We start from the raw sequence: 23,019 nt of genomic DNA, 5'->3' as shown, positions 1-23,019 counted from the left end.
TATAATTTGAGGGGGCTTCTGCCCCCTTATTCTATAATTCGAGAAAAACATATGCGCATTCAATCGGTTCCTCCGCTCGCCATAAGCATTGGCGACCCTTCAGGCGTTGGGGCTGACGTCGCTCTGAATACATGGCTAAAGCGCGCAGAGCTTTCTTTGCCGCCATTTCTGATAATTGCCGATCCACAACAGCTCTTGGCGCGTGCCGAACTTCTTGGTTTGAATGTGCCTGTTGCAGCCATAACGGCACCCTCACAGGCCGTAGAGATTTTCGATACGCAGCTGCCGGTGTTGCCGCTTGTCAACCGGCACAAGGAAAGCCCCGGAAAGCCTTTGCCAGAAAATGCTGCGGGTATCCTTGAAGCCATTGAGCGCGCCGTAAGCCTCACAATAGCAGGCGAAACGTCTGCGGTTGTGACGTGTCCGATTGCAAAAAAGCCGCTTTATGATGCAGGTTTTCAACACCCCGGCCATACGGAATTTCTCGCAGAGCTCGCGAGCAAACATCTGGGGCGCACAGTCATTCCCGTGATGATGCTTGCCGGCCCCGAACTGCGCGCAGTGCCCGTGACGATCCACATACCGCTTGCGGACGTGCCACGTTTACTGACCAAGGATGATATTCTGGAAGTGGCCTATATCACAGCGCAGGAACTGACCGACCGCTTCGGCATTGCCTCCCCTCGCCTTGCCATTTCCGGTCTTAACCCGCATGCAGGTGAAGGCGGAGCACTCGGCAAGGAAGATGACGCGATCATCCGTCCAGCCGTGGAAGAATTGCAGACTTCAGGCATCAATGCCTGGGGGCCGCTGCCAGCTGATACGATGTTTCACGCTCCCGCACGCGCAACCTATGACGTGGCGATTTGTATGTATCACGATCAGGCGCTGATACCTGCCAAGGCGCTGGCCTTTGATGAAACGGTCAATGTCACGCTGGGCCTGCCCTTTATCCGCACGTCGCCCGATCACGGCACAGCCTTTGACATTGCGGGCAAAGGCATTGCCCGACCTGACAGCCTGATTGCCGCCATTCGTCTTGCGCAGGAACTTGCAGAAAATCAGGCAGGACGCAAATCATGAGCATAGATACTCTTCCGCCGCTGCGTGAGGTCATCGAGCGCCATGATCTAATGCCCAAAAAGTCGCTCGGACAGAATTTTCTGTTCGATCTGAACCTGACATCGAAGATTGCACGACAATCCGGCCCACTTGGAGACCAGCCGGTCATTGAAGTTGGCCCCGGCCCTGGCGGACTCACCCGCGCGCTTCTGGCACAAGGGGCTTATGTTACGGCGATTGAACGCGATGAGCGTTGTCTGGATGCGCTCTCAGAGATCGAAGCGCATTATCCGGGCCGATTGCGGATCATTTCAGGTGATGCGCTGGAGCAGGATTTCAAGGCACTGTTTCCCGACGGTCCAAAGCCACGGATTGTTGCAAACCTGCCGTATAATGTCGGTACACAATTGCTGCTTAACTGGCTTTTGACTGAGCCATGGCCACCGTTTTATTCGTCCATGACGTTGATGTTTCAACGCGAAGTGGCTGAGCGAATCGTGGCTGCGCCTGATACGGATCATTATGGACGCCTTGGTGTTCTGGCAGGCTGGCGCACGCAGTCGAAAATCGCGTTTGATGTTTCGCCACAGGCGTTCACGCCGCCACCAAAAGTCATGTCTTCGGTGGTGCATATTATCCCGCGTGAAAATCCGCTGCCATGCCGCGCAGATGCGCTTGGCCAGATTACGCAGGCAGCCTTTGGCCAGCGCCGTAAAATGCTGCGTCAGAGCCTGAAGCCCGTCGGCGGTGCAACCTTGCTGGAAAAGACTGGCATTGATGGAACACGCCGCGCCGAAACATTAAGCGTCGAGGAATTCGTAGCCCTTGCAAACGCCTATCGTCCAGTGTGATTGCTGTCGCCATCCATGGTTGGCGTCAGGCTCATTTGCTTGAAAACCTTATCAACGTGATTGATTTCCGAACGGAAGCTCGACATGGACGAACCCGTCAGCTTTTCACCGGCCTTGAGATTCGCTTTAAGTGGATCAACATAATGATCTCCGACCTTGAGTTCATAATAGAGGTGCGGACCGGTCGAATAGCCGGTTGATCCCACATAGGCGATCACCTCTCCCTGCTTTACATGCTGGCCGACTTTCAAACCTTTGACCTCACCCGAAAGATGGGCATAGGTTGTGCTGTAGCCTCCCTGATGGCGGATACGGACATATTTGCCATAGCCCTTTTGCGATGAAATCAGTTCAACAACACCGTCTCCCGCTGCAACGATTGGAGAGCCAATTGGCGCATCATAATCCACACCATTATGATGCTTGCGCACATGCAGAACCGGATGAATACGCCAGCCAAACCCGTCATTCAAACGGCCATTTGGCAAAGGCTTATGCATAAGATATTTGGTCATTGAAGAGCCGTCTTCGTTGAAATAATCGGCGTTTCCTTCAACCTCGTGCCTGTAAAGACGCTTTTTCTCGCCTTTTGTGTCAAACTCAACAAAAACGAGTTCCGGATGGGTATCGACGCTTTCCCGGAAAAGCAGTTCAATCTTCTGCGCCGCATTCGCCCCCTTATCAAACGCTATATTATTTTCGCGAGCGAGCTTTCTGACATCGTCCGCGACTACACGGGGAACACCGGCTGCAATTAATCGGGATTGAACAGAGCTGTTGTGACCGAGCTTCACGGGCGGATGGGCCGCAGTTAGCATTGCATCATGAGAAAGACGTGCGAAAAGCCGCTGATTGCCATTGGAGCGGAAAAGCCCGTCATCGGTGCGACCATAAACAGAATCAGGTGCGCTTCCATGCTTGAATCTCGCGACCAGAATACGTGCAGGCGCTTTGGACGACTGATCAAGAAGCAATACCAGATTGTCCCCCGGCACCAGTTCTTTACGCGTAAGGGCTTGCTGAAGGTTCTCTGCATCCTGTGTGGCTATGCCAGCGGCTTGCATGAGAACACTCAATTTTTCCTGCGATTGCGGTGCAAGAACGATTTCATGGACGTTCTGCCGAGCCATATCGACCGGTCTTGCGAAGCTTACATTGAGCGGTACACCTTTTTGATTGGCGAGCGCCAATATTTGCGGATCGGCTTCGGCCTGTGATTTCATGTGATTGCGCGTCAAAGGCGCTTTTGCAGCATCATTTTGCAGATCAAGGATGACATGCTGGTAGGTAAAGAGTGTGGCTGCACCATCACGGCTGCCTTCTGCAATATCAATGCGCTTTGCAATGCGCCGATCATCCTCGATGGCATTGTGAGGAAGCAGCCTGGCTTCCTTCATGGCTGCATGGCTATGAACAAGTGTCGCCGGATCAACCATCACAGGTTGGGACGCATGGCCATGGCGCACAAGGCCACTCGTGAGCAGCGTCAACGCACCCCCCGCAATAAGGGTTGCAGACGCCAGTGCCACACAGGCACGATAATGCGTTTTGAAAGAGAACCGAACCCGCTGCAACGGCTTTAGCATAAAGGGCGAAAGCGGTGCCATTTTCGCATGCGCCCTATCTGACCGGATCATCAGATCCGGCAACGCCACCACATGAATCTGCTTATCTCTGTGGACGGCACGAAATACCATGCAGCGCAATTCTCCAAAATTCATTTGAATTAACAAATAAACCAGAAGGCCAGAGCGCGGCTAAATTAAGGCTCTGAGGGTCACAATCAACCGAAACAAAGCTTTAATTCCTCAAGATAAATTTATCATGCTTTGACACGATTGCGGCGATGATTGGCGAAAGAAGACCACGTATAAATTATTAATCCGATCCAAATCAGGACGAAAGCCACAAGCTGTGCCGTTGAGAACGGTTCATTAAAAATAAAAATTGCGAAGATGAATAGCAATGTTGGTGTGAGGTACTGCATCAATCCAAGTGTCGTATAACGCAGAAGCTTCGCCCCGCCAGCATAAAGAATGAGCGGGATCGCCGTGAAGGGGCCAGCGAGCAAAAGCAGCGAAACATCATAAACAGAGCCAGAGAAAAAATGGTCCTGACCGTGGGCCAGAAGCCAGAAAATGTAAGCTGTGGCCGGGATGGAGAGAATAACCACTTCAAGCGTAAAGCCCTGCAAAGGCTGCACAGGCAAAGACTTACGGAAAAAGCCGTAAAGACCAAATGTTACCGGCAGAACCAGCGAAACCCACGGCAAGCCACCGGCATCTAAAGTGAGCACCAGCACAGCTGCAAAAGCAAAGCCAACCGCAACATATTGAACTTTTGTCAGGCGCTCGCCCAAAAACAATCCACCCAGAACCACGTTAAATAACGGATTGATGTAATATCCCAGAGCGGCTCCTATGAGCTGATCATGCGCAACAGCCCAGACATACACCGACCAGTTAATGGTGATCAGCGATGCAGTGAGTGCCGCCATTGCAAGCATTCGCGGATTGCGCAAGGCATCCAGAATGGCTCTGAACTGTCCGATGCACACAAGCAGAACGGCTGCAACCGGAACCGACCAAATGACGCGATGTGCAACGATTTCAAGAGCCGGCAAATGCGACAAAGCCTTGAGATAGAACGGCAAAACTGCCCAAAGACCATAAGCCCCTATAGCCATCAGGAAGCCACGGCTTCCGTCCGAAAGCTGCCCCCCGGATAAGGTCTGTTCGGTCATTTCTATCTCCGATAAAATAATTACTCCCTAAAAAAGACTGTCTATTCAGGGCCATATCATTTGCTATGCGCGCATCAATCCATAAAATCCATTCAATTAAACTGATCAAAGCATCAATCTTCGTGAAGACTGACGCCTATTCAGCCGCCAAAAGACCTGCAAGCGCGCGGTTTTTCATCAGTTTGTAATTGACTGAATCCATCAGGGCCTGAAACGATGCATCAATGATATTGTCGGAAACACCGACCGTGCGCCAACGCGCGCCCGTAGCATCACCAGATTCGATCAAAACGCGGGTGATCGCTGCAGTACCGCCATTGAGGATACGCACCTTGAAATCCACCAGTTCGAGATCTTCAATCTCTTTCTGATAGCGGCCAAGATCCTTGCGCAGCGCAATATCAAGCGCATTGACCGGTCCATGACCTTCGGCGACCGACATGTGCATTTCCCCATCGACCTCGACTTTTACAACGGCCTCTGAGACGGTTTTCAAAGAGCCATTGGCATCGAAGCGGCGCTCGACAAGGCAACGAAAAGAATCGACCTTGAAAAATTCCGGCTGAGGAGAAAGCATGTTGCGCGCCAGAAGCTCAAAGCTCGCATCAGCGCCTTCATAGGCATAGCCTTCCGCTTCACGCTCTTTAACGAGCGAAATAAGCGTATCCAGTCGCGCATCATTCTTGGCAACCCGAATACCGCGGCGCTCCAGTTCAGCAATGAAGTTTGACTTGCCGCCCTGATCCGAAACCATGACGCGACGGCGGTTTCCGACACTTTCCGGCGGAACATGCTCATAAGTCTGCGGGTCTTTCAGCAATGCGGACGCATGAATGCCAGCCTTGGTCGCAAAAGCGGATGTGCCCGTGTAAGGGGCCTGCTCGGTCGGTGCACGATTGAGAATATCGTCGAAAGCGCGCGAAATACGGGTGATCGCTTTGAGCGCATCCGGCTGCACACCAAGCTCAAAGCGCTCCGCCCAGTAAGGCTTTAGCGCCAATGTCGGGATCAGGGAAACGAGGTTTGCATTGCCGCAGCGTTCGCCGATGCCGTTCAATGTTCCCTGCACATGACGCACACCTGCATCAATGGCAGCAAGCGTAACAGCGACTGCCTGTTCGGTATCGTTGTGGGCATGAATGCCAAGGCTTTCGCCGGGAACGTATGCTTTCACAACATTGATGATTTCAGCCACTTCCGATGGCTGTGTGCCGCCATTGGTGTCGCAAAGCACGACCCAGCGCGCACCGGCCTCGTAGGCAGCCTTGGCGCAAGCCAGCGCATAGTCTGGATTGGCTTTATACCCATCGAAGAAGTGTTCGCAATCAACCAGCGCCTCACGGCCAGCCATACGCACAGCCGTTACCGAGGATGTGATCGATTCCAGATTTTCTTCATTGGTGCAGCCAAGTGCGACACGCACATGGTAATCCCAACTTTTGGCAACAAAACAAACTGCATCGCTAGAAGCCTGCAAAAGCGCGGTCAGTCCCGGATCGTTCGAGGCCGAAACGCCTGCGCGCTTGGTCATGCCGAAAGCCGCAAATTTGGCCTTCGCAGTCTGACGGTTCTTGAAGAAGGCCGTATCTGTTGGATTGGCACCCGGATAGCCGCCTTCCACATAATCAACGCCCAGTTCTTCAAGCAGAATAACAATCGCTTTTTTGTCTTCGACAGAGAAATCAACGCCGGGTGTCTGCTGTCCGTCCCGCAAGGTCGTGTCGTAGATATAGATGCGTTCGCGTGCCATTTTGCCTGCCTGTCGGTGGGTAATCTATGAATGGTCAGTATCGTGGTCGGGATGCTGGTAAGACACAAGAGTTCTTACGAACTCAATACTTTCAGGATCACGTTCGGTCTCAAAACCCGGCAATTTTGCGAGGTTATCGACATAGGGAAGCTTGACCTCGACACCCCATTGTACTGTCGGCTCAATCTCTTCGGGTGCATCGAAAGCGCCTATGGAGAGCGCAACACCATCCGGTGCTTCATAGGTGAGCGGGGTTCCGCATTCAGAGCAGAAGCCGCGCTTGACATGATTGGAAGACTGAAACCGCTTCGGCTCGTCACGGGTCCAGGTGAGTTTTGCCTCCCCCACAGAAACCAGCGGCGCATAAAAACTTCCAAAGGCCTTCTGGCACATGCGGCAATGACAGATTGAAGCAGAGCCGAGTGCGCCCTCAACATGAAAGCGCACCGCACCGCACTGGCATCCCCCGCTATAAAGCGGCTTATTATCAAGCGTCATCGTGTCCTCTCCTCCCCATAGAAGAGCTTAACTTACCACATCCCAGGTCGTGATGCGTTCGCCGGTGTCAGGATGCTTGCCGTCTTTCAACTGAATGCCCTGCGCCAAAAGTTCATCACGGATACGATCAGCTTCGGCCCAGTTCTTGCCAGCGATGAAATTCAGGCGTTCGGCAATACGCGCTTCGATGTCAGCGGCATCAACATCCGCCTTCGCAAATACCGGCACATCCTGCGCCGTCACAAAATAAGGGTCGAACAGGCCCAACAGCGCCATGCCCTCGCCCAAGGCGGCAACGTCCTTGGCCTTGAATGCCTTGCGCAACGCTGTGATGGCGATCCATGTGTTCAGATCGTCTGACAGCGCTTCTTCGACCTCAGCAACCCTTGAAAGCGTTGAAGGCTCTGCAAACCCCGTATCACGAAGAAGACCGTACCAACGATGCAGTTCCTCGGCCGATTCCGCCAGACGCTGTGCCGTCCAGTTGATCGGCTCGCGATAGTGCGTTTGCAGCATCGAAAGCCGTGCAGCCAAACCAGCCCAGCGATCGCGCGCATCCTTGTCGCCCCAAGGCCCAAGCTGCGGCAGGCCATCATTCAAAACATCACGAATGGTGATGAAGTTGCCGAGAGATTTTGACATCTTCTGGCCTTCGACCTGAAGAAAGCCGTTGTGCATCCAGATGCTTGCCATCCGCTCGGTGCCAAAGGCGCAGCATGATTGCGCAATCTCGTTCTCGTGATGCGGGAAGACGAGATCGATACCACCACCATGGATATCAAACTGATTTTTAAGCGGATCATCGCATTTCAGACCGCCGCCAAACGGGGCCAGCAGCTTGGCCATCGACATAGCCGAGCACTCGATATGCCATCCCGGACGACCAAGTGTTTCAATCCCTGCCGGCGACGGCCAGCCCGGTTCACCATTGCGCGATGGTTTCCAGAGCACGAAATCCATTTCATCGCGCTTGTAAGAAGCAACATCAACGCGCGCGCCTGCCAGCATTTCATCAAACGGACGGTGCGAGAGCGCACCATAATGTGCGCCGCCCAATGCATTCATTGCAGATGGCGAAAACAGCACATGATCATCGGCAACATAAGCAACACCACGCTCAACCAGCTTTTCAATGATATTGCGCATATCATCAAGATGCTCCGTCGCACGCGGCTGGCTCGACGGCTCAAGATTGGCCAGCGCCTTGATATCCGCCTGAAACTGGCTGTTTGTGCCCTCCGTTACCCTGCGAATGGCTTCATTGAGCGGCAGATCAGGATATTCGCTGGCTGCGCGCGCGTTGATCTTGTCGTCAACATCGGTGATGTTGCGCGCATAAGTGACTTTTTCCGCGCCATAGACATGGCGCAGCAGACGAAACAGCACATCAAAAACAATAACCGGACGTGCATTGCCGATATGGGCAAAGTCATAAACAGTCGGTCCGCAGACATACATGCGCACATTATTCGCGTCGATAGGAGTGAAATCCTCCTTCATGCGGGTGGCGGTGTTGTATAGACGTAGTTGCGGCGCATCAGCCATTGTAATTCCCCAAAAGGACCTGAAATACGGGCACGAAAGACCGCAGCCGACTGGCCGGGGCGTTATCATCCTGTTTTATGATGGGGAGACGAAAACGGCCGGGCCAGCAAGCTGCTAGCCAATAATAATCGAACCAGTACAAATGATCGTGGTCGGCGTTTTCATGGCGTTACTTATCCTCATCGAAGCCTTGGCCGTCAAGAGCTTTCCATTAAAAACGCTGTGACATTTCAGCAACTTCAGGAATGATCAGTGCATGTTGGCCGGGAATCCATAAAACCGGCTCCAAACAGCCTTCATTCTGTCCCAATCAATCACACAATAGTGAGGGTGAATTGGAAGAGGATGGACCAATGTCTAAAAATGAACTGCAGCCACGACAAGATAAGCTCATTGACCAATATCGTGAAATCGGGCCTGCGGTGCTGGTTGCAGCATTGATGAGCAAGACAAATCGAAAAAACGAAGGACGTAGTGACAATACGCGCCATTCAATTCTGGCGGTCAAAAAGATCGGCTGATTTGCTTTGCCTTATGGCCGACGGCAAAATTGTCAAAACATGGAAAGCTGATCGTTAGGCTTTTTCTTGCTCTTGGATTGAGCTGACGATGACGCCACAAGTTTTTCGTCTACCCTCTCCTGTATATCAGGTGATGTGTTGGCGACCTTGTTGACCTTGTCCGACACCGGAATGGCTTCGAAAAAATCATCCTGAACGGGCCGCATGATGTCAGCCACTTCGCGTGGAAGTAGCGTCTTGCAATTCAGCCAACGGGCATAATCCTCCGGCTTCACCACCACCGGCATGCGCTCGTGGATGGGACGCAAATATGTGTTCGCGCCTGTCGTCAGAATACCCGCAGTGTCAATTTGCGAGCCATCTGCACTGCTCCATGTTTCGACCAGCGCACCAAAGGCCACAATGCCGCCGTTGCGCGGTCTGATCCAATAGGCCTGCGCCTTGTTCTTACCCTCACGCCGCCATTCATAGAAGCCAGAGGCCGGAATCAGTGCGCGCCGATGATGAAGAGCTGCCCGGAATGAGTTCTTCTCTGCCGCCGTTTCAGAGCGAATATTGAAAACCAGATTCCAGTCATTGGGATCTTTGACCCAGGACGGCACAAAGCCCCAACGCACCAACATGCCGATACGGTCAGGGCGATTGCTTCCCGGCGGCGGCGTCTCACCGGCAAGAACAGAGAGTATCGGCTGGGTTGGCGCGATATTGTAACGCGGAGGAAAATCCTCCTCAATCATTGCACCAAGCAATGCTTCAACTTCTTCGCGGCTGGCAGTCAGAGAAAAACGTCCACACATAGTGTCCATGTTCAAGCTTTTGCGGAAATGGTCAAGTGGGGTTTGCTGTTGCCAAAAGCGGCTGGCCGGATCATAGCTTGTGTATGGTTACAATTCCCGTCATCCCCGCCCCCGTTCAAATCCATGGTGTTTCTCTCATCTGCCGCCGCGATGGCCGCTTTCTGCTGGTTGAACGCGGCAAGGAGCCATGGAAGGGTTGGCTGGCTTTTCCGGGTGGCAGCATTGAGGCCGGAGAAACGCCGGAAGAAGCGGCCATTCGGGAACTCAAAGAAGAAACAGCTTTGGACGTTCGCTCTTTGAGCCATGTCATCACCGTTGATCTGGCGCTTGAGGGCAAAGCTTACGCGAAGAGCTATTTTCTTTCTGTCTATCGTGCTTTGGATGTTTCGGGCATTGAGCAGGCCGGTGACGATGCTGCAGCGATATACTGGTTAAGCATTGATGAAATGGCGCATGCCAATGTGACAGATAGCACGTTAGACGTTGCGCGATCGGTCGCTGAGGCTGAAGATGGTTCAGGGCTAAACGCATGATCGCCTTGAAGTGGCCCTGATTCTTCATCAAAACTGTGTTTCATTCAGGGGGATCATAGTGCAGGGAAAGCGGCTTTCCATATGGGCGATTGCATTCTGGCTGGGCATTCTGTCACCGGCCTTTTCTGCTCAGGACGCGCCTTATGAGGGCAAAATGCTCAGAATTGCGGAAGTGCTTGGCTCGCTTCACTATCTGCGTAATCTTTGCGGAGAAACCAGCAATGAATGGCGCGAACGGATGGACGCCCTCCTTGCCGCCGAAAAGCCCGATGAAGCCGAGCGCGTGCGCCTTGTTTCAAGCTTCAACCATGGATACCGCGTTTTCAGCGACAATTATGTCCGCTGCACACCTTCTGCTCTTGCGGCGATTGATCGCTACATGAAAGAGGGAGAAAACTTGTCGAACGAGCTGATCTCGCGCTATGGGAATTAACCAATTATTCAGTCTTTTGCGGATGGGCATAAATTGCCTCATTCAAGTCCGTTTTAATCTGTTAACACTATCTTAAATGATAGGCAGGCTACGCAAGTGTTCGCGCTCCCTATTGCGGTGAGAGATCATTTGAGAAGCCAGAAGGGCGCAAGCCGGGATGAAACCAATGGAATATATGCCAGCCGATCTGGACGAGATGATCGCCCGCGAAAAGAAGCTTGTGGCGATTGAGTACCAGAACGAAGCCTGGGCGGATGGCATTTCCGAAGGGATTGAGCCGGAAATTCTGGCGGAAGCTGCTTTCACCACAGCCTTGACTGAGCTGATGCGTTCGTCTGGCGAAGACAGCGCGCTCGACCTTATTGAGAAAATGCGCGAACAGATCATTGCAGGAACCTTCCTGCAAAATCGCGTTCTTCAATAAACGCAACTGTCTGCCGCAAAAGATCGCATATGGCTGGGCGGGAAGTCATAGACCCGCTCCCAGACTCTGCGGAACTGTCGCGTTGAAGCAAAGCCGGATTTTTCGGCAACGCTTTCCATATCCAAAGCCGAGTTCAACAGCATTTCACGCGCAAGGCTTATTTTCAGCCGATTGGCATACTCCGTGACACTCATGCCCGCATGTTCATTGAACAGGCGTGACAGATTGCGTGGGCTCGCCCCGCTCGCTCCAGCGAGTTTTTCAACAGACCAGTTTTCGGCTGGATTTGCAGCCACAGCATCCTGTGCGCGATGCACAACAGGGTGCATATGATTGCGGCCTTCAAGCCATGGTGAAAGCTGCGGATCGCCACCGCTGCGACGCAGATAAACCACAAGATAACGCGCCACGGATAAAGCCAGTGCATGTCCTGCCATCTCGGCCAGAATATGCAGCATCAGATCAATACCAGCAGTGATGCCCGCACTGGTCAGCCTGTCGCGATCCTCGACAAACAAACGGTTTTGCAGAACATGCGCGGTCGGTGCGAGTCGATGCAGCTCATCAATCGCCATATGATGCGTGGTGCAGTCATAGCCCTCAAGCAGTCCGGCACGTGCCGCAAGAAGTGCACCAGAGCAGATTGAAACCAATTTGATACCGGGGCGAATTGTGTGCTGCAACCAGCGCACAATTTGCGCTTCAAGCACGCTGTCCTGGTCGCGATTGACGCCTGATGATCCAAGTGGCGCATCTGCCGAGCCGGATATGACCACCAGCGCGTTATCCGGGAGATTTTCCGGCATCGGATCGATATTGGCAAGCGTGAGGCCAATGGAGCTTAACGCCGTCTCGGATGGGCCAATAAAGCTCACCTCAAACTGCACCTTGTTTTGCTCCAGATTGGCCTTGCGCAAAACCTCTATCGGCCCCGCCACGTCAAGCAAAAGCGTGCGCGGCGGGACGACAACGAAGACCCGCACAGTTTTATGGCTGTCGGCGGCTTGGTTCATGCAGCTTTCCGTTCTGCGCTGCCCGCAAGAGCCTGTTCCACGGTTGCTATCCTTGCAAAGCGATCCGCAAGTACCAGCTCGGTGCGCGCACGGATTTCAGCAGCGCTCCATTCGCGACCAGCCCCATCCGTCATGGGAAATGTCAGTGTCGCTTCACCGACGAAATCAATCTTATAACCAAGATCAGAAGCGTGACGTGTCGTCGTCTCGCAGCATTGTTCGGTTCGAATGCCAGAAATGATAATATGATGAATGCCATTATCGACAAGCCAGACATCAAGTCCGGTTCCGACCAGCGCACTGTGGCGGCTCTTTCGGAAAACCACATCCGGCTCAATCGAAAGAGGTGAAAGCGCCTTCACAAAACCTGAGGCTTCCGAAAACGCTCCTTCATTTTCGACATGGAAAATTTGAACAACGGGAATACCCTTGCGCTTCGCACCATCAATGAGCGCCTGCTGCCGCTCTATGTAAGCGGCAACCTCTTCATCACGGTAATAGGGGCGATGTCGAAAAGATTCCTGAACATCGATAACCAGCAGTGCGGTGTCATTCGCGGACATTTTGTGCTCCTTGCAAATTTATACAAGGAGATATTAACGCCCACAACCCAAGCCGAAAGATTGAGTTCGGACAAAGACCGGACAGATCGCGCCAATCGATAAGCGTTTAGCGGTGAGGCAAAGCTTCCAAAAACTCGACCGGCTCGCCCTTGTTCGGATTAACCACTTCCGCTTCCCACATAACCTTGATACCGCGCACGAAAGTACCAACCGGCCAGCCGGTGACAGTCTTGCCGTGATAAGGCGTCCAGCCAGCCTTAGAGCCAGCCTGCTCATGGGTAATGGTTTCGCGTCGCTTCATATCGACGATGGTCAGATCAGCATCATAGCCAACAGCAATGCGGCCTTTGCGCGCCATGCCGAAAATGCGGTTCGGGCCGTGGCTCGACAGATCGACAAAGCGTTCCAACGAAAGCTTACCAGCATTGACGTGATCGAGCATGATCGGCACCAGCGTCTGAACGCCGGTCATGCCAGACGGTGATGCCGGGTAAGGCTTATGCTTTTCTTCCAGTGTATGTGGCGCATGGTCGGAGCCGAGCACATCGACGATACCCTGATCAATTCCCTTCCAGATGCCGTCACGATGGCGCTTGTCGCGCACAGGCGGGTTCATCTGAATAAGATTACCGAGGGTCGCATATTCATCTGCCGACAATGTGAGGTGATGGGGTGTGGCTTCACAGGTTGCCACATCTTTATGGCCCTGCAAGAAGTCGATTTCTTCCGCAGTCGAGATATGCAGCACATGAATGCGCGCGCCGGTTTCGCGTGCGATGCGCACGAGACGTTGCGTGCATTGCAGGGCAGCAATTTCATCGCGCCACACAGGGTGGCTCGATGGATCGCCTTCAACCCGCAGATTTTCGCGATCCTTCAAACGGAATTCATCTTCCGAATGGAAGGCCGCACGGCGGCGCGTGTTCTTGAGGATGGACCGGACACCTTCATCATCCTCAACCAAGAGGTTACCAGTCGAAGACCCCATGAAGACCTTGATACCGGCAGCGCCCGGAAGGCGCTCAAGCTCGGCGACGTCTTTTGCATTGTCGCGTGTTCCGCCGACCCAAAATGCGAAATCGCAATGCATACGGTGACGACCGCGACGAATCTTGTCTTCCAGCGCTTCGGCAGAAGTCGTCAGCGGCTTGGTGTTCGGCATTTCAAAAACCGAAGTCACACCACCCAGAACAGCGGCAAGTGAACCGGTCTCCAGATCTTCCTTGTGTTCCAGCCCCGGCTCACGAAAATGAACCTGACTATCGACCACGCCCGGCAGAATATGCAGGCCCGTGCAGTCAATCACTTCGCCAGCCGAATGTGTGGAGAGTGAACCAATCGCCTCTATGCGCCCGTTACGAATACCAATATCACGGCTTCCTATACCGTCATGATTGACGATGGTTGCACCTTTCAGGATCGTATCAAACGTTTGGGCCATTGTTGTCTCCTGCTGGCTGAATGGGACTTGCGAGCCTTTTCAATGCGGCTTACGTAACGATGGTGATAAAGGCAAGGAAGAAGCGATGGCGACGGTAGCGGAATTGATCAATCTTTCCAACAGAGCACTGGTTCACATCACGGGCGAAGACGCGGAAAAATTCGTACAAGCCGTGATTACGACCAATCTCGACATGCTTGGCGCCGATGAATTGAAACCGGGCGCATTGCTGGCACCGCAAGGCAAGATCATGTTCGACTTTGTCGTGTCACGCATAGAAAACGGTTTTCGTTTCGATATGCCCGCAGGCATTGCAGGCGATTTTGCCAAGCGGATGACGCTCTATCGCCTGCGCGCCAAAGCGGAAATTATCCAATTGCCAGAATCCCTTGTCAGCATTCGCTGGCACAATGATTCCGCTTCCTCAGAAAGTGATTCAATGAAGCGCGATACGCGCTTTCCTGAAGAGCTGAAAGTGACCCGCATTTATGGACAGGCCGGTGAAATCAGCGATGAAAGCGCATGGGTGGCGCTTCGGGCCGAATATGGCATTGCCGAAGGCGAAGCCGATTTTGCTTATAATGACGTGTTTCCTCACGACATTAACTTCGATCAGACGGGCGGCGTGAGTTTCCCAAAAGGCTGTTTCATCGGACAAGAAGTCGTCTCGCGTATGCATCATCGCGGCACGCCACGCCGCCGGGTGCTTGTCGCCAAATCGGATATGCCCCTGTCCGCCATGGGCACTCCAATCACGGTGGCCGGACGCGATGTTGGAACACTCGGCAGCTCGTCGGGTCGGATTGGCCTTGCACTGGTGCGTATTGATCGGGTGAAGGATGCGCTTGATTCCGGCACCCCGATTCTGGCCGGTGAAAGCGAAATTACACTCGCGCTGCCACCGCATGTGCGTTTCACATTTCCCACCACCGAGACGGACAAAGACTAATGGCGTCCGCAGATCATTCATCTGGCAAAGACCGCGCATGGCAACGCATGTTGTCTAGCCGCAGGCTCGACCTGCTTGATCCGTCACCGCTTGATGTCGAGATTGAAGACATTGCGCATGGTCTTGCGCGTGTGGCGCGCTGGAATGGGCAGACCGTCGGCGAGCATGCCTATTCTGTCGCCCAGCACTCCCTGCTGGTGGAACAGATTTTCAATCGGCTTGTGCCTGATGCAAGCGTCGAGCAGCAGATGCTAACCCTTCTGCATGATGCGCCTGAATATGTGATTGGAGACATGATCTCGCCATTCAAGGCAGTGATGGGCGGGAACTATAAGCTGATCGAAGCGCGGCTTGAAAGCGCCATTCATGTGCGTTTTTCGCTGCCCGCATCCATATCAGCTTCGCTCAAAAAGCTGATCAAGCGCGCTGATCAGGTCGCAGCTTTCTTTGAGGCCACCCGCCTTGCCGGCTTTAGCGAAACGGAAGCGATCAAGTATTTTGGCCGTCCGCGCGGATTTGATCCAGCAGGGCTGGATCTGACACCGCGCCCGACACAAAACGTGCAGACTGATTTTCTGGCGCGCTTTGCAACATTGGAACAGGCACAAAGAAATAAGCCATGACGCATATCGTGGTCAGCCCGCTTTCAAAGCTTGAGGCGCAAATTGCGATGCATCAGCCAAGTCATATCGTAACACTGAGCAGTGGCGATGTGCCTTCCCTGCCCGGCGAAATGAAGCGGCTCAGCCTCATTTTCAACGATATTGTTGAGCCGCGTGATGGTTTGGTGATGCCACAACACAACCATGTGGAAGAGTTGCTTGAATTTGTGACAACATGGGAGCGGGAAAGGCCCCTGCTAATCCATTGTTACGCAGGTATTTCGCGCTCCACTGCCAGCGCCTATATCATTGCCATGGCGCTTAATCATGCGCTCGATGAAGTGGCTCTTGCAGCAAGGCTGCGCCAGCTTTCCCCCTCTGCAACGCCCAATATCCGATTAGTCGAACTGGCTGATCAGTTGCTTGGTCGCGGCGGCCGCATGGTCACGGCCATTCGCGCCATAGGCCGCGGAAAAGATGCGTTTGAAGGCAATGTTTTCAGCCTGCCTGTTGCAGGTTGAGACTTCGTGACACTGCATTGAGAAAGCCGCCCCGCGCGTCAGGCGGAGTTTGTGCGCGTGGTTCCCACACATGGCGCAGGAAGAAGAAACCCGTCATCCTGAATGCATCATTGAGATCGTCGTAGCAGGATGGACGCACTGATGTGCTGTTGACGAATGCAGGCAGCGGCAACATCTTGTCAGCCCATGGCGCACCCGCATCGCCACAAACCGCTCGTCCTGATTTGGGCGAAACATAGATCAGGTTTTCACTAACGCCCGTCGCCGCGCACTCTTTTAGATCAAGGCCGAAGCCCAGTTCTTCCAGCATCATCACTTCAAAACGCAACAGCAACTCACCTGATGAAAGTGGGTCATCAAAATGCTCGATGATGAGGCGCAGCGTTTCATAAAGCGCACGTTGTGGATCACGCTCGGGTAAAAGCCGCAAATGCGCGGCAACAAGCTGGATGCCATAAAGCGCAACAGGCGTTTCAATGAGGCGGGCAGCAGCAAATCCAAGCGGCTCAATTGTGAACGAACCCATATGTTCATCCAGCCGCGCCCACCATGTCAGATCAACGTGATTGCCGGGCTGGAGCAGCGGCTGCATGCGGCGGGATCGCCCACCGCGCACCATACCCATATGACGGCCATGTTCGCGCGTCATCACTTCAACAATGGCGCTTGTTTCACCGTGTCGCCGCGTGCCGAGAATTATGCCTTCATCGCGCCATTCCATGGGCTTTTTTGATACACCTTACGTTGGGAAGTCCAGACCCATTTCGCGATAACGCTCTGGATCATTGCCCCAATTTTCGCGCACTTTCACAAACAGGAAGAGATGCACATTCTGCTCAAGGATTTCGCTGATCTCTTTGCGTGCAGATTGGCCGATTGCCTTGATCGTCTCGCCCTTATGGCCAAGAACAATCTTTTTCTGGCTTTCGCGCTCGACATAAATCACCTGCTCAATCCGCACCGAGCCATCCTTGCGCTCTTCCCAACGCTCTGTCTCGACCGTCGAGGAATAAGGCAGTTCTTCATGCAGGCGCAGATAAAGCTTTTCACGGGTGATTTCTGCCGCAAGCTGGCGCATCGGCATATCGGAGATCTGATCTTCCGGATAATACCAAGGACCGTTTGGAACGCTCTCAGCCAGGAATTTTGCCAGATCCTTACAGCCCGAACCGTTGAGCGCCGAGATCATGAATGTACGATCGAAAGCGACCTTCTCATTTGCCTTTTGCGCCAGTTCAAGCAACTTTGGCGGATCAACGCGGTCCACTTTATTGAGTACAAGAACTTTCTTCTGACGAACATTGGCCATGCTTTCGAGAAGAGCTTCCGCATTCTCGTTGAGGCTGCCCTGCGCATCAAGGATCACCAGAATGATGTCGGCATCCTTCGCGCCTCCCCATGCGGTCGTGACCATGGCACGATCGAGCCTGCGCTTTGGACGAAAAATGCCGGGTGTATCGACAAGGACGATCTGCGCATTATTCTCAATGAAGATACCGCGAACCAGCGCGCGCGTGGTCTGCACTTTATGTGTGACGATTGAAACCTTGGTTCCCACGAGCTGATTGACCAGCGTGGACTTTCCGGCATTTGGCGCGCCGATAAGTGCAACAAAGCCGGAGCGGGTCTGCAAGGTTTCAGTTGCGCCATCTGACGGCACGGTTGGGTTGTTCATTAGTCATCCTTTGAGACGAAATTAATCGCAAAAAGGTGTCCCCCGACACCGCCTTGCTCAGGCAGCAGCCTATTGCTGCTGTTGTTTGATTGATTATAGCCGAGTTTTACAGAAAAAAGCAGAGGGCCGCATTAAGAAGAACCATCACGCTTCCAGACAGATTCCCTATAAAGCATGGCTTCGGCCGCGCTTTGCTCGGCAATCCGCTTGGATCGCCCCTCACCCGTTTCAGGCGCGAACCCCTTCACGGTCACTTCTACCGTAAATGAAGGATCGTGATCAGGGCCGCTGCGATCCAGAATAACATAGGATGGGTGCACATTGCCCTGCTGATGCGCCCATTCCTGCAACTCAGTTTTAGCATCGCGACGCGCAGCACCTGTCTCAAGTGAGCGGCCCTGCCAATAACGCTTTATAAAGCGGCGGGCTGCATCAAGTCCGCCATCCATATAAATCGTTGCGATCAAAGCTTCCACGACATCTGCGCGCACATTCAGCAGGCGTTTGTCATTTAAAGATTTTATGTCTGAACCTGTTTGGATAAGGTCTGCAAGTCTGATCTCATCAGCAATTGCAGCACAGGTTTCGGCATTCACCAGCGCGTTGAGGCGAACAGACAGCTCACCTTCGGGCGCGTCGGGAAATGACTCGAAAAGCATTTCCGCAACAACCAAACCCAATACACGGTCACCGAGAAATTCCAGCCGTTCATAATTTGGGCGCGATGGCCCCTGCACACTCGAATGGGTGAGCGCCCGTTCAAGCCGTTTCAGATTAAGAAAACGGTGTCCAGTGCGCTCTTCCAGGATCGATGCTGCCTTATTTGCAGAAATCATCTCAGTTTCCGGTTACGGCAGTGTGCGGCTTTCCGCTCACCCATGAGAAAAGACGGCTGAAACGAACATCAGTCGGCCATTTCCAGATTTCGAGCGGGCTTGCCTTATCAGCAATTGAGAAGAAAATAATATTCGCCCGACCGACCAGATTTTCAAACGGCACATAGCCAACACCAAAACGGCTATCGAGCGAATTATCGCGATTGTCACCCATCATGAAATAATGACCGGCAGGCACTTCGAACACGCGGGTGTCATCGCCAATGGAATTTGGCGCAAGATCAAGCGTATCGTAGCTCACGCCATTGGGCAGCGTTTCGCGATAGACCTCCACCGGACGGTTGACCTCGGTCACATCGGGATTGTCGATTGTCCCAACGCGCTCGCGCTTAACGGCTACATCATTGATATAAAGAACGCCGCCGCGCATCTGAATGCGATCACCCGGAAGGCCAATCACGCGTTTGATGTAATCAATATTGGTGTCGCTTGGCAGCTTGAAGACAACAACGTCACCACGTTTTGGTTCTGCACCCCAGATGCGACCGTTGAACAGATCGAAACCAAAGGGCAGCGAGTAACGCGAATAGCCATAGGCGTATTTCGATACGAAAAGATAATCGCCTTCCAGCAAAGTCGGGCGCATTGAGCCAGACGGAATGCTAAACGGTTGGAAAAGCAGGCTGCGAATGATCAGTGCCAGCAGCAGTGCCTGCACGATAACACTGACGGTTTCGCGAATGCCGCCTGATTTTTTAGTTTCACTTTTGCTGGACACGCTCATTGTATCTCCGCTTGCCGATGTGCGATCTAATAACGGCTAAGATTGCCTGAGGCAATCCAATCACCCGCTTCTCGCACGATTATGAGCAGGAGTTTACCTGTCACAATCGCAATTGTTTTGGTGTATGCCGTTATTCGGCAATATGGATTAGTCGGTTTCCGGTAGAGCTTCGATAATAACGAAGGCCTGCGCGAGAGGAAAATCATCTGTAATTGTCAGATGTATGGCAGCGCGCATCCCTTCTGGCAGTATGTTTTTCAACTGTTCGGCAGCACCACCCGTAAGCTTCATGGTTGGCTTGCCCGACGATGTGTTGACCACACCCATATCCCGCCAGAAAACACCGTTTGAAAGGCCAGTGCCAAGAGCTTTGGAGCAGGCTTCCTTCGCCGCAAACCGCTTTGCATAAGATGCTGCGCGTTGTTTGCGCCCATCCGATTTTGCCTGTTCAATCTCGGTAAATACACGCTGGATAAAGCGATCACCATGCTTTTCGAGGGTCTTTTCTACGCGGCGGATATCGATCAGATCGCTGCCAATGCCGACAATCATATTTTCTGCGGCTCCTGCTTAACAGCCAAATTTTGCTTTGCAGCAAGCCGCTCAAGCCTGCGGCGGCGAAATGCCTTCACGGCAAAGCGTGTGGCAAAATATGCAATCACTGCGAAAACCGCACCGAGAATGGTCGATCCGAAAAGCATGGGCTTTAACAGTGGCGTCCACACTTCACCGAATTTCATTGTCTGAAGCGCGTGGCCCAGATGCAGAGGTGGTGCGCTTTCAATATCGCCACTGATCACAAAACGGCCCAGCTCATAGGTGCTTCCCCAAATGAAAGGCAGCGTCAGCGGGTTGGCCAACGTCGTGCCGAGCGCTGCGGCAGCAATATTTCCAGCCAGAAAATATGCCAGAACAATTGCTATAATCAGATGGAAACCGAAAAACGGCGTGAAAGCTGAAAAGACGCCAACGGCCAGCCCCGCAGCAACTGCGTGGGGTGACGCAGTGATGCGCAGCACGCGCTTGCCGCCATATTTAAACGAGCGGGCAAAAGAACGGCGCGGCCAAACCAGCGTTCGGAAACGCTCAGTGCGGGTCGGCGGATTTCGGCGTTGAAATAACATGGCTTCTCATACTGCTCTCTTCGCCCCGAAACAATTGTTATTATCATAACGATGCGGACGGGTGCCGACCATTCCCTTCGACCGATGCCGCATGCATACGTGGCGAATAGAACTTCGGCGATACGCCCAGCATACGGCGAAACATTGTCGTAAATGCAGATACGCTGTCATAGCCAAGATCAAGCGCCACACTTGTCACCGGCTCGCCTTCCGTCAGGCGCGGAAGAGCGGCGAAAAGACAGGCTTGCTGCCGCCATATCGACAGGCTTACACCCGTTTCACGCTGAAAATGACGGGTGAATGAGCGCCTGCTCATGGCCATACGGTTCGCCCAGTCATCAATTGTCGCGCGCGCTGAAGGTGTTTTTACGAATTCACGGCAAAGCTTCTGCAGACGAATATCCGTCGGGAAAGGCAGACCAAGTGGCCTTTGCGGCAAAGTGCGCAGATCTTTCAAGATCAGTTCGATTACCAGAGCATCTCGGCTTCCCGGCTCGGGGATGCTATCGACAAGGGTCGCATCAATGATAAGGCAGCGCATCAGATCGGTCATACCAACCACATGAAGATAATCAGGCACGCCAGAAATCACGTCAACTGCAATGTAGATTGAGCGCATCAATACATCGCCAACGATTTCGACAGAATGTTCGACGCCGGCGGGAATCCAAATGGCATGGTCACTGGGAATCATCCAACGACCGGCCTGCGTGGTGACTAGAACGACACCTTGTGAAGCACACAGCAGCTGCGCGCGACTATGGCTGTGCTGAGGCACGAAATAACCGTCGGGGTATTCTGTCGGCAGAGCAATGACTGGTCCGTGCAAATTCTCCAGCATGGCTATGCGCTGTTCATGAAACCGTTGCAGTTCCTCACTTTGAGGCAATATTCGCCCCGCTGGCAATTTTTGCTTCATCCGCTTTGGCCCACTCTCGAAGGTAATGGACCAAATCACGAAAGCAGGCGTGAAACAATATAATTATGAATTGATCAGTTTAGAAATATTTGTGAACGACGAATAGGGGTCCCACCCCTAACATGCCAATTGACGGGCGAATCCCGTTCCCAATTACCTTCGGAGTAGGACTTATGAGCACGAGTGCTGCCGAGCAGCCAACAAGCACCGGCGCGAACAATACGGTTCTCGCCATTATTCTGGCCACGAGTATGGGCCACTTTCTCAACGACATGATGCAGTCGCTCCTTCCGGCGATCTATCCGATGCTCAAGGACAACTACAGCCTGTCTTTCTGGCAGATCGGCCTGCTCACCTTCACCTTTCAGGTAACGGCATCCATTCTACAGCCAATCGTTGGCATTTACACGGATCGACGTCCAATGCCTTATTCATTGCCATTCGGCATGGGGTGCACGCTGATTGGCCTGATCCTGCTCGCAACAGCATACCATTTCTCATTCCTGTTATTGGGTGCAGCCTTTATCGGCTTTGGCTCTTCTGTGTTTCATCCGGAAGCTGCGCGCGTCGCGCGTCTTGCATCGGGTGGTCGCCACGGCTTTGCACAATCAATGTTTCAGGTGGGCGGTAACTTCGGCTCATCCATTGGACCATTGCTTGCGGCCTTCGTTGTTCTGCCTTTCGGACAGGCCAGCGTGTCGTGGTTTTCCATTGCAGCACTGATCGGCATGGCCCTGCTCTGGTATGTTGGAAACTGGTACAATCAGCACAATCTGGCCAATAAGCACAAGCCAAAGGCCGATAAGACACTGCCGCTGCCGCGCAACAAGGTGATTGCTTCGATTGGCATCCTCGCCCTGCTGATTTTCACCAAATATGTCTATATGGCGAGCCTGACGAGCTATTATACCTTCTATACTATCAGCCATTTCGGCGTGACCGTACAGGCATCGCAGCTTTTGCTGTTCCTGTTTCTTGGTGCAGTTGCGGCAGGCACGATCATTGGCGGTCCTATCGGCGACAGGATCGGCACCCGGACCGTGATCTGGGTTTCGATCCTCGGTATTCTGCCTTTCACGCTGGCACTGCCTTATGCAAACCTGGAAGTCACAGCAATTCTGACCATCATCATCGGCTTCGTTTTGGCTTCAGCTTTCCCGGCAATCATCGTCTTTGCACAGGAATTGCTTCCGGGACGTGTTGGCATGGTATCCGGGCTGTTCTTCGGCCTTGCCTTTGGTATCGCCGGTATTGCCGCCGCGCTGCTCGGAATCGTGGCCGATAGAACAAGCATCGAGTTTGTCTATCAGATTTGTTCGTATCTGCCGCTTCTCGGCCTTCTGACCATCTTCCTGCCAAAGATGCAAAGAGCCCAATAAACTTAGCCCTTGTGAAAAAATGGAGCACCGCTCATCCCCCAACGAACGGTGCTCCT

The 23,019-nt window shown here is 53.2% G+C and carries 26 protein-coding genes; 10 read left to right on the top strand and 16 right to left on the bottom strand.

What is annotated here, in order from left to right:
- Positions 1-51: 51 nt before the first annotated feature.
- Together pdxA and rsmA are read left to right on the top strand one after the other, a co-directional pair.
- Positions 52-1,083, top strand: coding sequence for a 4-hydroxythreonine-4-phosphate dehydrogenase PdxA (pdxA, locus tag ABE527_RS04505; RefSeq protein WP_499696238.1), 1,032 nt, complete (start codon positions 52-54; stop codon positions 1,081-1,083).
- On the top strand, positions 1,080-1,913 hold the full coding sequence (gene rsmA, locus ABE527_RS04500) for a 16S rRNA (adenine(1518)-N(6)/adenine(1519)-N(6))-dimethyltransferase RsmA (RefSeq protein ID WP_499693587.1): 834 nt from the start codon (positions 1,080-1,082) through the stop codon (positions 1,911-1,913). The genes pdxA and rsmA overlap by 4 nt, the downstream gene beginning before the upstream one ends.
- Here rsmA and ABE527_RS04495 read toward each other — a convergent pair.
- The 5 genes from ABE527_RS04495 to cysS form a co-directional block, all read right to left on the bottom strand.
- Complete coding sequence (locus ABE527_RS04495) at positions 1,898-3,610, bottom strand: M23 family metallopeptidase (RefSeq protein WP_499696237.1); 1,713 nt, start codon at positions 3,608-3,610, stop codon at positions 1,898-1,900. The genes rsmA and ABE527_RS04495 overlap by 16 nt on opposite strands.
- A 125-nt stretch (positions 3,611-3,735) precedes the next feature.
- Entirely contained in the window at positions 3,736-4,656 is a 921-nt protein-coding gene (gene rarD, locus ABE527_RS04490; RefSeq protein ID WP_265983286.1) for an EamA family transporter RarD, read from the bottom strand.
- A 136-nt stretch (positions 4,657-4,792) separates the two neighbouring features.
- Positions 4,793-6,406, bottom strand: coding sequence for a citramalate synthase (gene cimA, locus ABE527_RS04485; protein ID WP_265983285.1), 1,614 nt, complete (start codon positions 6,404-6,406; stop codon positions 4,793-4,795).
- A gap of 24 nt (positions 6,407-6,430) precedes the next feature.
- Complete coding sequence (locus tag ABE527_RS04480; RefSeq protein WP_265983284.1) at positions 6,431-6,904, bottom strand: GFA family protein; 474 nt, start codon at positions 6,902-6,904, stop codon at positions 6,431-6,433.
- Between the two features lie 27 nt (positions 6,905-6,931).
- Positions 6,932-8,449, bottom strand: coding sequence for a cysteine--tRNA ligase (cysS, locus tag ABE527_RS04475; protein WP_499696236.1), 1,518 nt, complete (start codon positions 8,447-8,449; stop codon positions 6,932-6,934).
- A 353-nt stretch (positions 8,450-8,802) separates the two neighbouring features.
- Between cysS and ABE527_RS04470 the strand changes: the two genes are divergently transcribed.
- Complete coding sequence (locus tag ABE527_RS04470; RefSeq protein WP_499696235.1) at positions 8,803-8,970, top strand: hydrolase; 168 nt, start codon at positions 8,803-8,805, stop codon at positions 8,968-8,970.
- 32 nt (positions 8,971-9,002) lie between these two features.
- On the opposite strand, the gene ABE527_RS04465 is transcribed toward ABE527_RS04470, so the two are convergent.
- On the bottom strand, positions 9,003-9,767 hold the full coding sequence (locus tag ABE527_RS04465) for an SOS response-associated peptidase (RefSeq protein ID WP_499696327.1): 765 nt from the start codon (positions 9,765-9,767) through the stop codon (positions 9,003-9,005).
- An 83-nt stretch (positions 9,768-9,850) separates the two neighbouring features.
- On the opposite strand from ABE527_RS04465, the gene ABE527_RS04460 reads away from it, so the two are divergent.
- From ABE527_RS04460 to ABE527_RS04450, 3 genes are all read left to right on the top strand, one after another.
- Complete coding sequence (locus ABE527_RS04460; protein WP_265983866.1) at positions 9,851-10,300, top strand: NUDIX hydrolase; 450 nt, start codon at positions 9,851-9,853, stop codon at positions 10,298-10,300.
- Between the two features lie 79 nt (positions 10,301-10,379).
- A complete protein-coding gene (locus ABE527_RS04455) occupies positions 10,380-10,733 on the top strand; it encodes a TIGR02301 family protein (RefSeq protein WP_323054537.1) in 354 nt (117 codons plus the stop codon).
- A gap of 166 nt (positions 10,734-10,899) precedes the next feature.
- Positions 10,900-11,157: a hypothetical protein gene (locus ABE527_RS04450; protein ID WP_265983280.1), complete on the top strand. Its 258-nt coding sequence runs from the start codon at positions 10,900-10,902 to the stop codon at positions 11,155-11,157.
- Here the strand turns inward: ABE527_RS04450 and ABE527_RS04445 are convergent.
- The 3 genes from ABE527_RS04445 to ABE527_RS04435 form a co-directional block, all read right to left on the bottom strand.
- Positions 11,151-12,170 carry a GlxA family transcriptional regulator gene (locus tag ABE527_RS04445; protein WP_499693582.1) on the bottom strand — a complete coding sequence of 340 codons (1,020 nt, stop codon included), beginning with the start codon at positions 12,168-12,170 and terminating at the stop codon, positions 11,151-11,153. The two genes, ABE527_RS04450 and ABE527_RS04445, sit on opposite strands and share 7 nt — an antisense overlap.
- Positions 12,167-12,733, bottom strand: coding sequence for an isochorismatase family protein (locus tag ABE527_RS04440; RefSeq protein WP_265983277.1), 567 nt, complete (start codon positions 12,731-12,733; stop codon positions 12,167-12,169). The genes ABE527_RS04445 and ABE527_RS04440 overlap by 4 nt, the downstream gene beginning before the upstream one ends.
- A 106-nt stretch (positions 12,734-12,839) precedes the next feature.
- The gene (locus ABE527_RS04435) at positions 12,840-14,174 is read right to left on the bottom strand and encodes a dihydroorotase (protein ID WP_499696234.1); all 1,335 of its coding nucleotides are present in this window, start codon (positions 14,172-14,174) and stop codon (positions 12,840-12,842) included.
- An 85-nt stretch (positions 14,175-14,259) separates the two neighbouring features.
- Here ABE527_RS04435 and ygfZ point away from each other — a divergent pair, with 85 nt between their 5' ends.
- Genes ygfZ through ABE527_RS04420 form a run of 3 tightly spaced genes read left to right on the top strand, consistent with a single transcriptional unit; the run spans position 14,260 to position 16,246 of the window.
- Positions 14,260-15,123, top strand: coding sequence for a CAF17-like 4Fe-4S cluster assembly/insertion protein YgfZ (ygfZ, locus tag ABE527_RS04430; protein WP_499696233.1), 864 nt, complete (start codon positions 14,260-14,262; stop codon positions 15,121-15,123).
- On the top strand, positions 15,123-15,746 hold the full coding sequence (locus ABE527_RS04425; protein ID WP_499696232.1) for a YfbR-like 5'-deoxynucleotidase: 624 nt from the start codon (positions 15,123-15,125) through the stop codon (positions 15,744-15,746). The genes ygfZ and ABE527_RS04425 overlap by 1 nt, the downstream gene beginning before the upstream one ends.
- Positions 15,743-16,246: a tyrosine phosphatase family protein gene (locus ABE527_RS04420; RefSeq protein ID WP_499696231.1), complete on the top strand. Its 504-nt coding sequence runs from the start codon at positions 15,743-15,745 to the stop codon at positions 16,244-16,246. The genes ABE527_RS04425 and ABE527_RS04420 overlap by 4 nt, the downstream gene beginning before the upstream one ends.
- Here the strand turns inward: ABE527_RS04420 and recO are convergent.
- The 7 genes from recO to ABE527_RS04385 form a co-directional block, all read right to left on the bottom strand.
- Entirely contained in the window at positions 16,224-16,967 is a 744-nt protein-coding gene (gene recO, locus ABE527_RS04415; RefSeq protein WP_265983269.1) for a DNA repair protein RecO, read from the bottom strand. The two genes, ABE527_RS04420 and recO, sit on opposite strands and share 23 nt — an antisense overlap.
- 18 nt (positions 16,968-16,985) lie before the next feature.
- A complete protein-coding gene (gene era / locus ABE527_RS04410; RefSeq protein ID WP_265983267.1) occupies positions 16,986-17,921 on the bottom strand; it encodes a GTPase Era in 936 nt (311 codons plus the stop codon).
- Positions 17,922-18,052: 131 nt separating this feature from the next.
- A complete protein-coding gene (gene rnc / locus ABE527_RS04405; protein ID WP_265983266.1) occupies positions 18,053-18,757 on the bottom strand; it encodes a ribonuclease III in 705 nt (234 codons plus the stop codon).
- A gap of 1 nt (position 18,758) precedes the next feature.
- Positions 18,759-19,541, bottom strand: coding sequence for a signal peptidase I (lepB, locus tag ABE527_RS04400; protein ID WP_265983265.1), 783 nt, complete (start codon positions 19,539-19,541; stop codon positions 18,759-18,761).
- Positions 19,542-19,688: 147 nt separating this feature from the next.
- Positions 19,689-20,093 (bottom strand): holo-ACP synthase, encoded by a 405-nt coding sequence (acpS, locus tag ABE527_RS04395; protein WP_265983264.1) that lies wholly within the window; start codon positions 20,091-20,093, stop codon positions 19,689-19,691.
- Positions 20,090-20,665: a type IV secretion system effector BspA gene (bspA, locus tag ABE527_RS04390; RefSeq protein ID WP_265983263.1), complete on the bottom strand. Its 576-nt coding sequence runs from the start codon at positions 20,663-20,665 to the stop codon at positions 20,090-20,092. The genes acpS and bspA overlap by 4 nt, the downstream gene beginning before the upstream one ends.
- Positions 20,666-20,708: 43 nt before the next feature.
- Positions 20,709-21,554: an AraC family transcriptional regulator gene (locus ABE527_RS04385; protein ID WP_265983262.1), complete on the bottom strand. Its 846-nt coding sequence runs from the start codon at positions 21,552-21,554 to the stop codon at positions 20,709-20,711.
- A gap of 203 nt (positions 21,555-21,757) precedes the next feature.
- Between ABE527_RS04385 and ABE527_RS04380 the strand changes: the two genes are divergently transcribed.
- Positions 21,758-22,963: an MFS transporter gene (locus tag ABE527_RS04380; protein WP_265983261.1), complete on the top strand. Its 1,206-nt coding sequence runs from the start codon at positions 21,758-21,760 to the stop codon at positions 22,961-22,963.
- Positions 22,964-23,019: the final 56 nt, after the last annotated feature.

Source organism: Brucella sp. TWI432 (genome assembly GCF_039674445.1).
GTDB classification, from domain to species: Bacteria; Pseudomonadota; Alphaproteobacteria; order Rhizobiales; family Rhizobiaceae; genus Brucella; species Brucella chromiisoli.
This window is presented reverse-complemented; position numbering and strand designations above follow the sequence as displayed.

What these genes read in the sequence shown, in the direction of transcription:
- pdxA (WP_499696238.1), top strand. Translation starts at nt 52, where the DNA reads ATGCGCATTCAATCGGTTCCTCCGCTCGCCATAAGCATTGGCGACCCT.
- ABE527_RS04440 (WP_265983277.1), bottom strand. Translation starts at nt 12,733, where the DNA reads ATGTCCGCGAATGACACCGCACTGCTGGTTATCGATGTTCAGGAATCT.
- ABE527_RS04380 (WP_265983261.1), top strand. Translation starts at nt 21,758, where the DNA reads ATGAGCACGAGTGCTGCCGAGCAGCCAACAAGCACCGGCGCGAACAAT.
- ABE527_RS04470 (WP_499696235.1), top strand. Translation starts at nt 8,803, where the DNA reads ATGTCTAAAAATGAACTGCAGCCACGACAAGATAAGCTCATTGACCAA.
- rnc (WP_265983266.1), bottom strand. Translation starts at nt 18,757, where the DNA reads ATGATTTCTGCAAATAAGGCAGCATCGATCCTGGAAGAGCGCACTGGA.
- ygfZ (WP_499696233.1), top strand. Translation starts at nt 14,260, where the DNA reads ATGGCGACGGTAGCGGAATTGATCAATCTTTCCAACAGAGCACTGGTT.
- era (WP_265983267.1), bottom strand. Translation starts at nt 17,921, where the DNA reads ATGAACAACCCAACCGTGCCGTCAGATGGCGCAACTGAAACCTTGCAG.
- lepB (WP_265983265.1), bottom strand. Translation starts at nt 19,541, where the DNA reads ATGAGCGTGTCCAGCAAAAGTGAAACTAAAAAATCAGGCGGCATTCGC.
- acpS (WP_265983264.1), bottom strand. Translation starts at nt 20,093, where the DNA reads ATGATTGTCGGCATTGGCAGCGATCTGATCGATATCCGCCGCGTAGAA.
- ABE527_RS04465 (WP_499696327.1), bottom strand. Translation starts at nt 9,767, where the DNA reads ATGTGTGGACGTTTTTCTCTGACTGCCAGCCGCGAAGAAGTTGAAGCA.
- ABE527_RS04495 (WP_499696237.1), bottom strand. Translation starts at nt 3,610, where the DNA reads ATGGTATTTCGTGCCGTCCACAGAGATAAGCAGATTCATGTGGTGGCG.
- ABE527_RS04480 (WP_265983284.1), bottom strand. Translation starts at nt 6,904, where the DNA reads ATGACGCTTGATAATAAGCCGCTTTATAGCGGGGGATGCCAGTGCGGT.
- ABE527_RS04460 (WP_265983866.1), top strand. Translation starts at nt 9,851, where the DNA reads ATGGTTACAATTCCCGTCATCCCCGCCCCCGTTCAAATCCATGGTGTT.
- ABE527_RS04450 (WP_265983280.1), top strand. Translation starts at nt 10,900, where the DNA reads ATGGAATATATGCCAGCCGATCTGGACGAGATGATCGCCCGCGAAAAG.
- ABE527_RS04445 (WP_499693582.1), bottom strand. Translation starts at nt 12,170, where the DNA reads ATGAACCAAGCCGCCGACAGCCATAAAACTGTGCGGGTCTTCGTTGTC.
- cysS (WP_499696236.1), bottom strand. Translation starts at nt 8,449, where the DNA reads ATGGCTGATGCGCCGCAACTACGTCTATACAACACCGCCACCCGCATG.
- bspA (WP_265983263.1), bottom strand. Translation starts at nt 20,665, where the DNA reads ATGTTATTTCAACGCCGAAATCCGCCGACCCGCACTGAGCGTTTCCGA.
- ABE527_RS04425 (WP_499696232.1), top strand. Translation starts at nt 15,123, where the DNA reads ATGGCGTCCGCAGATCATTCATCTGGCAAAGACCGCGCATGGCAACGC.
- recO (WP_265983269.1), bottom strand. Translation starts at nt 16,967, where the DNA reads ATGGAATGGCGCGATGAAGGCATAATTCTCGGCACGCGGCGACACGGT.
- rsmA (WP_499693587.1), top strand. Translation starts at nt 1,080, where the DNA reads ATGAGCATAGATACTCTTCCGCCGCTGCGTGAGGTCATCGAGCGCCAT.
- rarD (WP_265983286.1), bottom strand. Translation starts at nt 4,656, where the DNA reads ATGACCGAACAGACCTTATCCGGGGGGCAGCTTTCGGACGGAAGCCGT.
- ABE527_RS04435 (WP_499696234.1), bottom strand. Translation starts at nt 14,174, where the DNA reads ATGGCCCAAACGTTTGATACGATCCTGAAAGGTGCAACCATCGTCAAT.
- ABE527_RS04420 (WP_499696231.1), top strand. Translation starts at nt 15,743, where the DNA reads ATGACGCATATCGTGGTCAGCCCGCTTTCAAAGCTTGAGGCGCAAATT.
- cimA (WP_265983285.1), bottom strand. Translation starts at nt 6,406, where the DNA reads ATGGCACGCGAACGCATCTATATCTACGACACGACCTTGCGGGACGGA.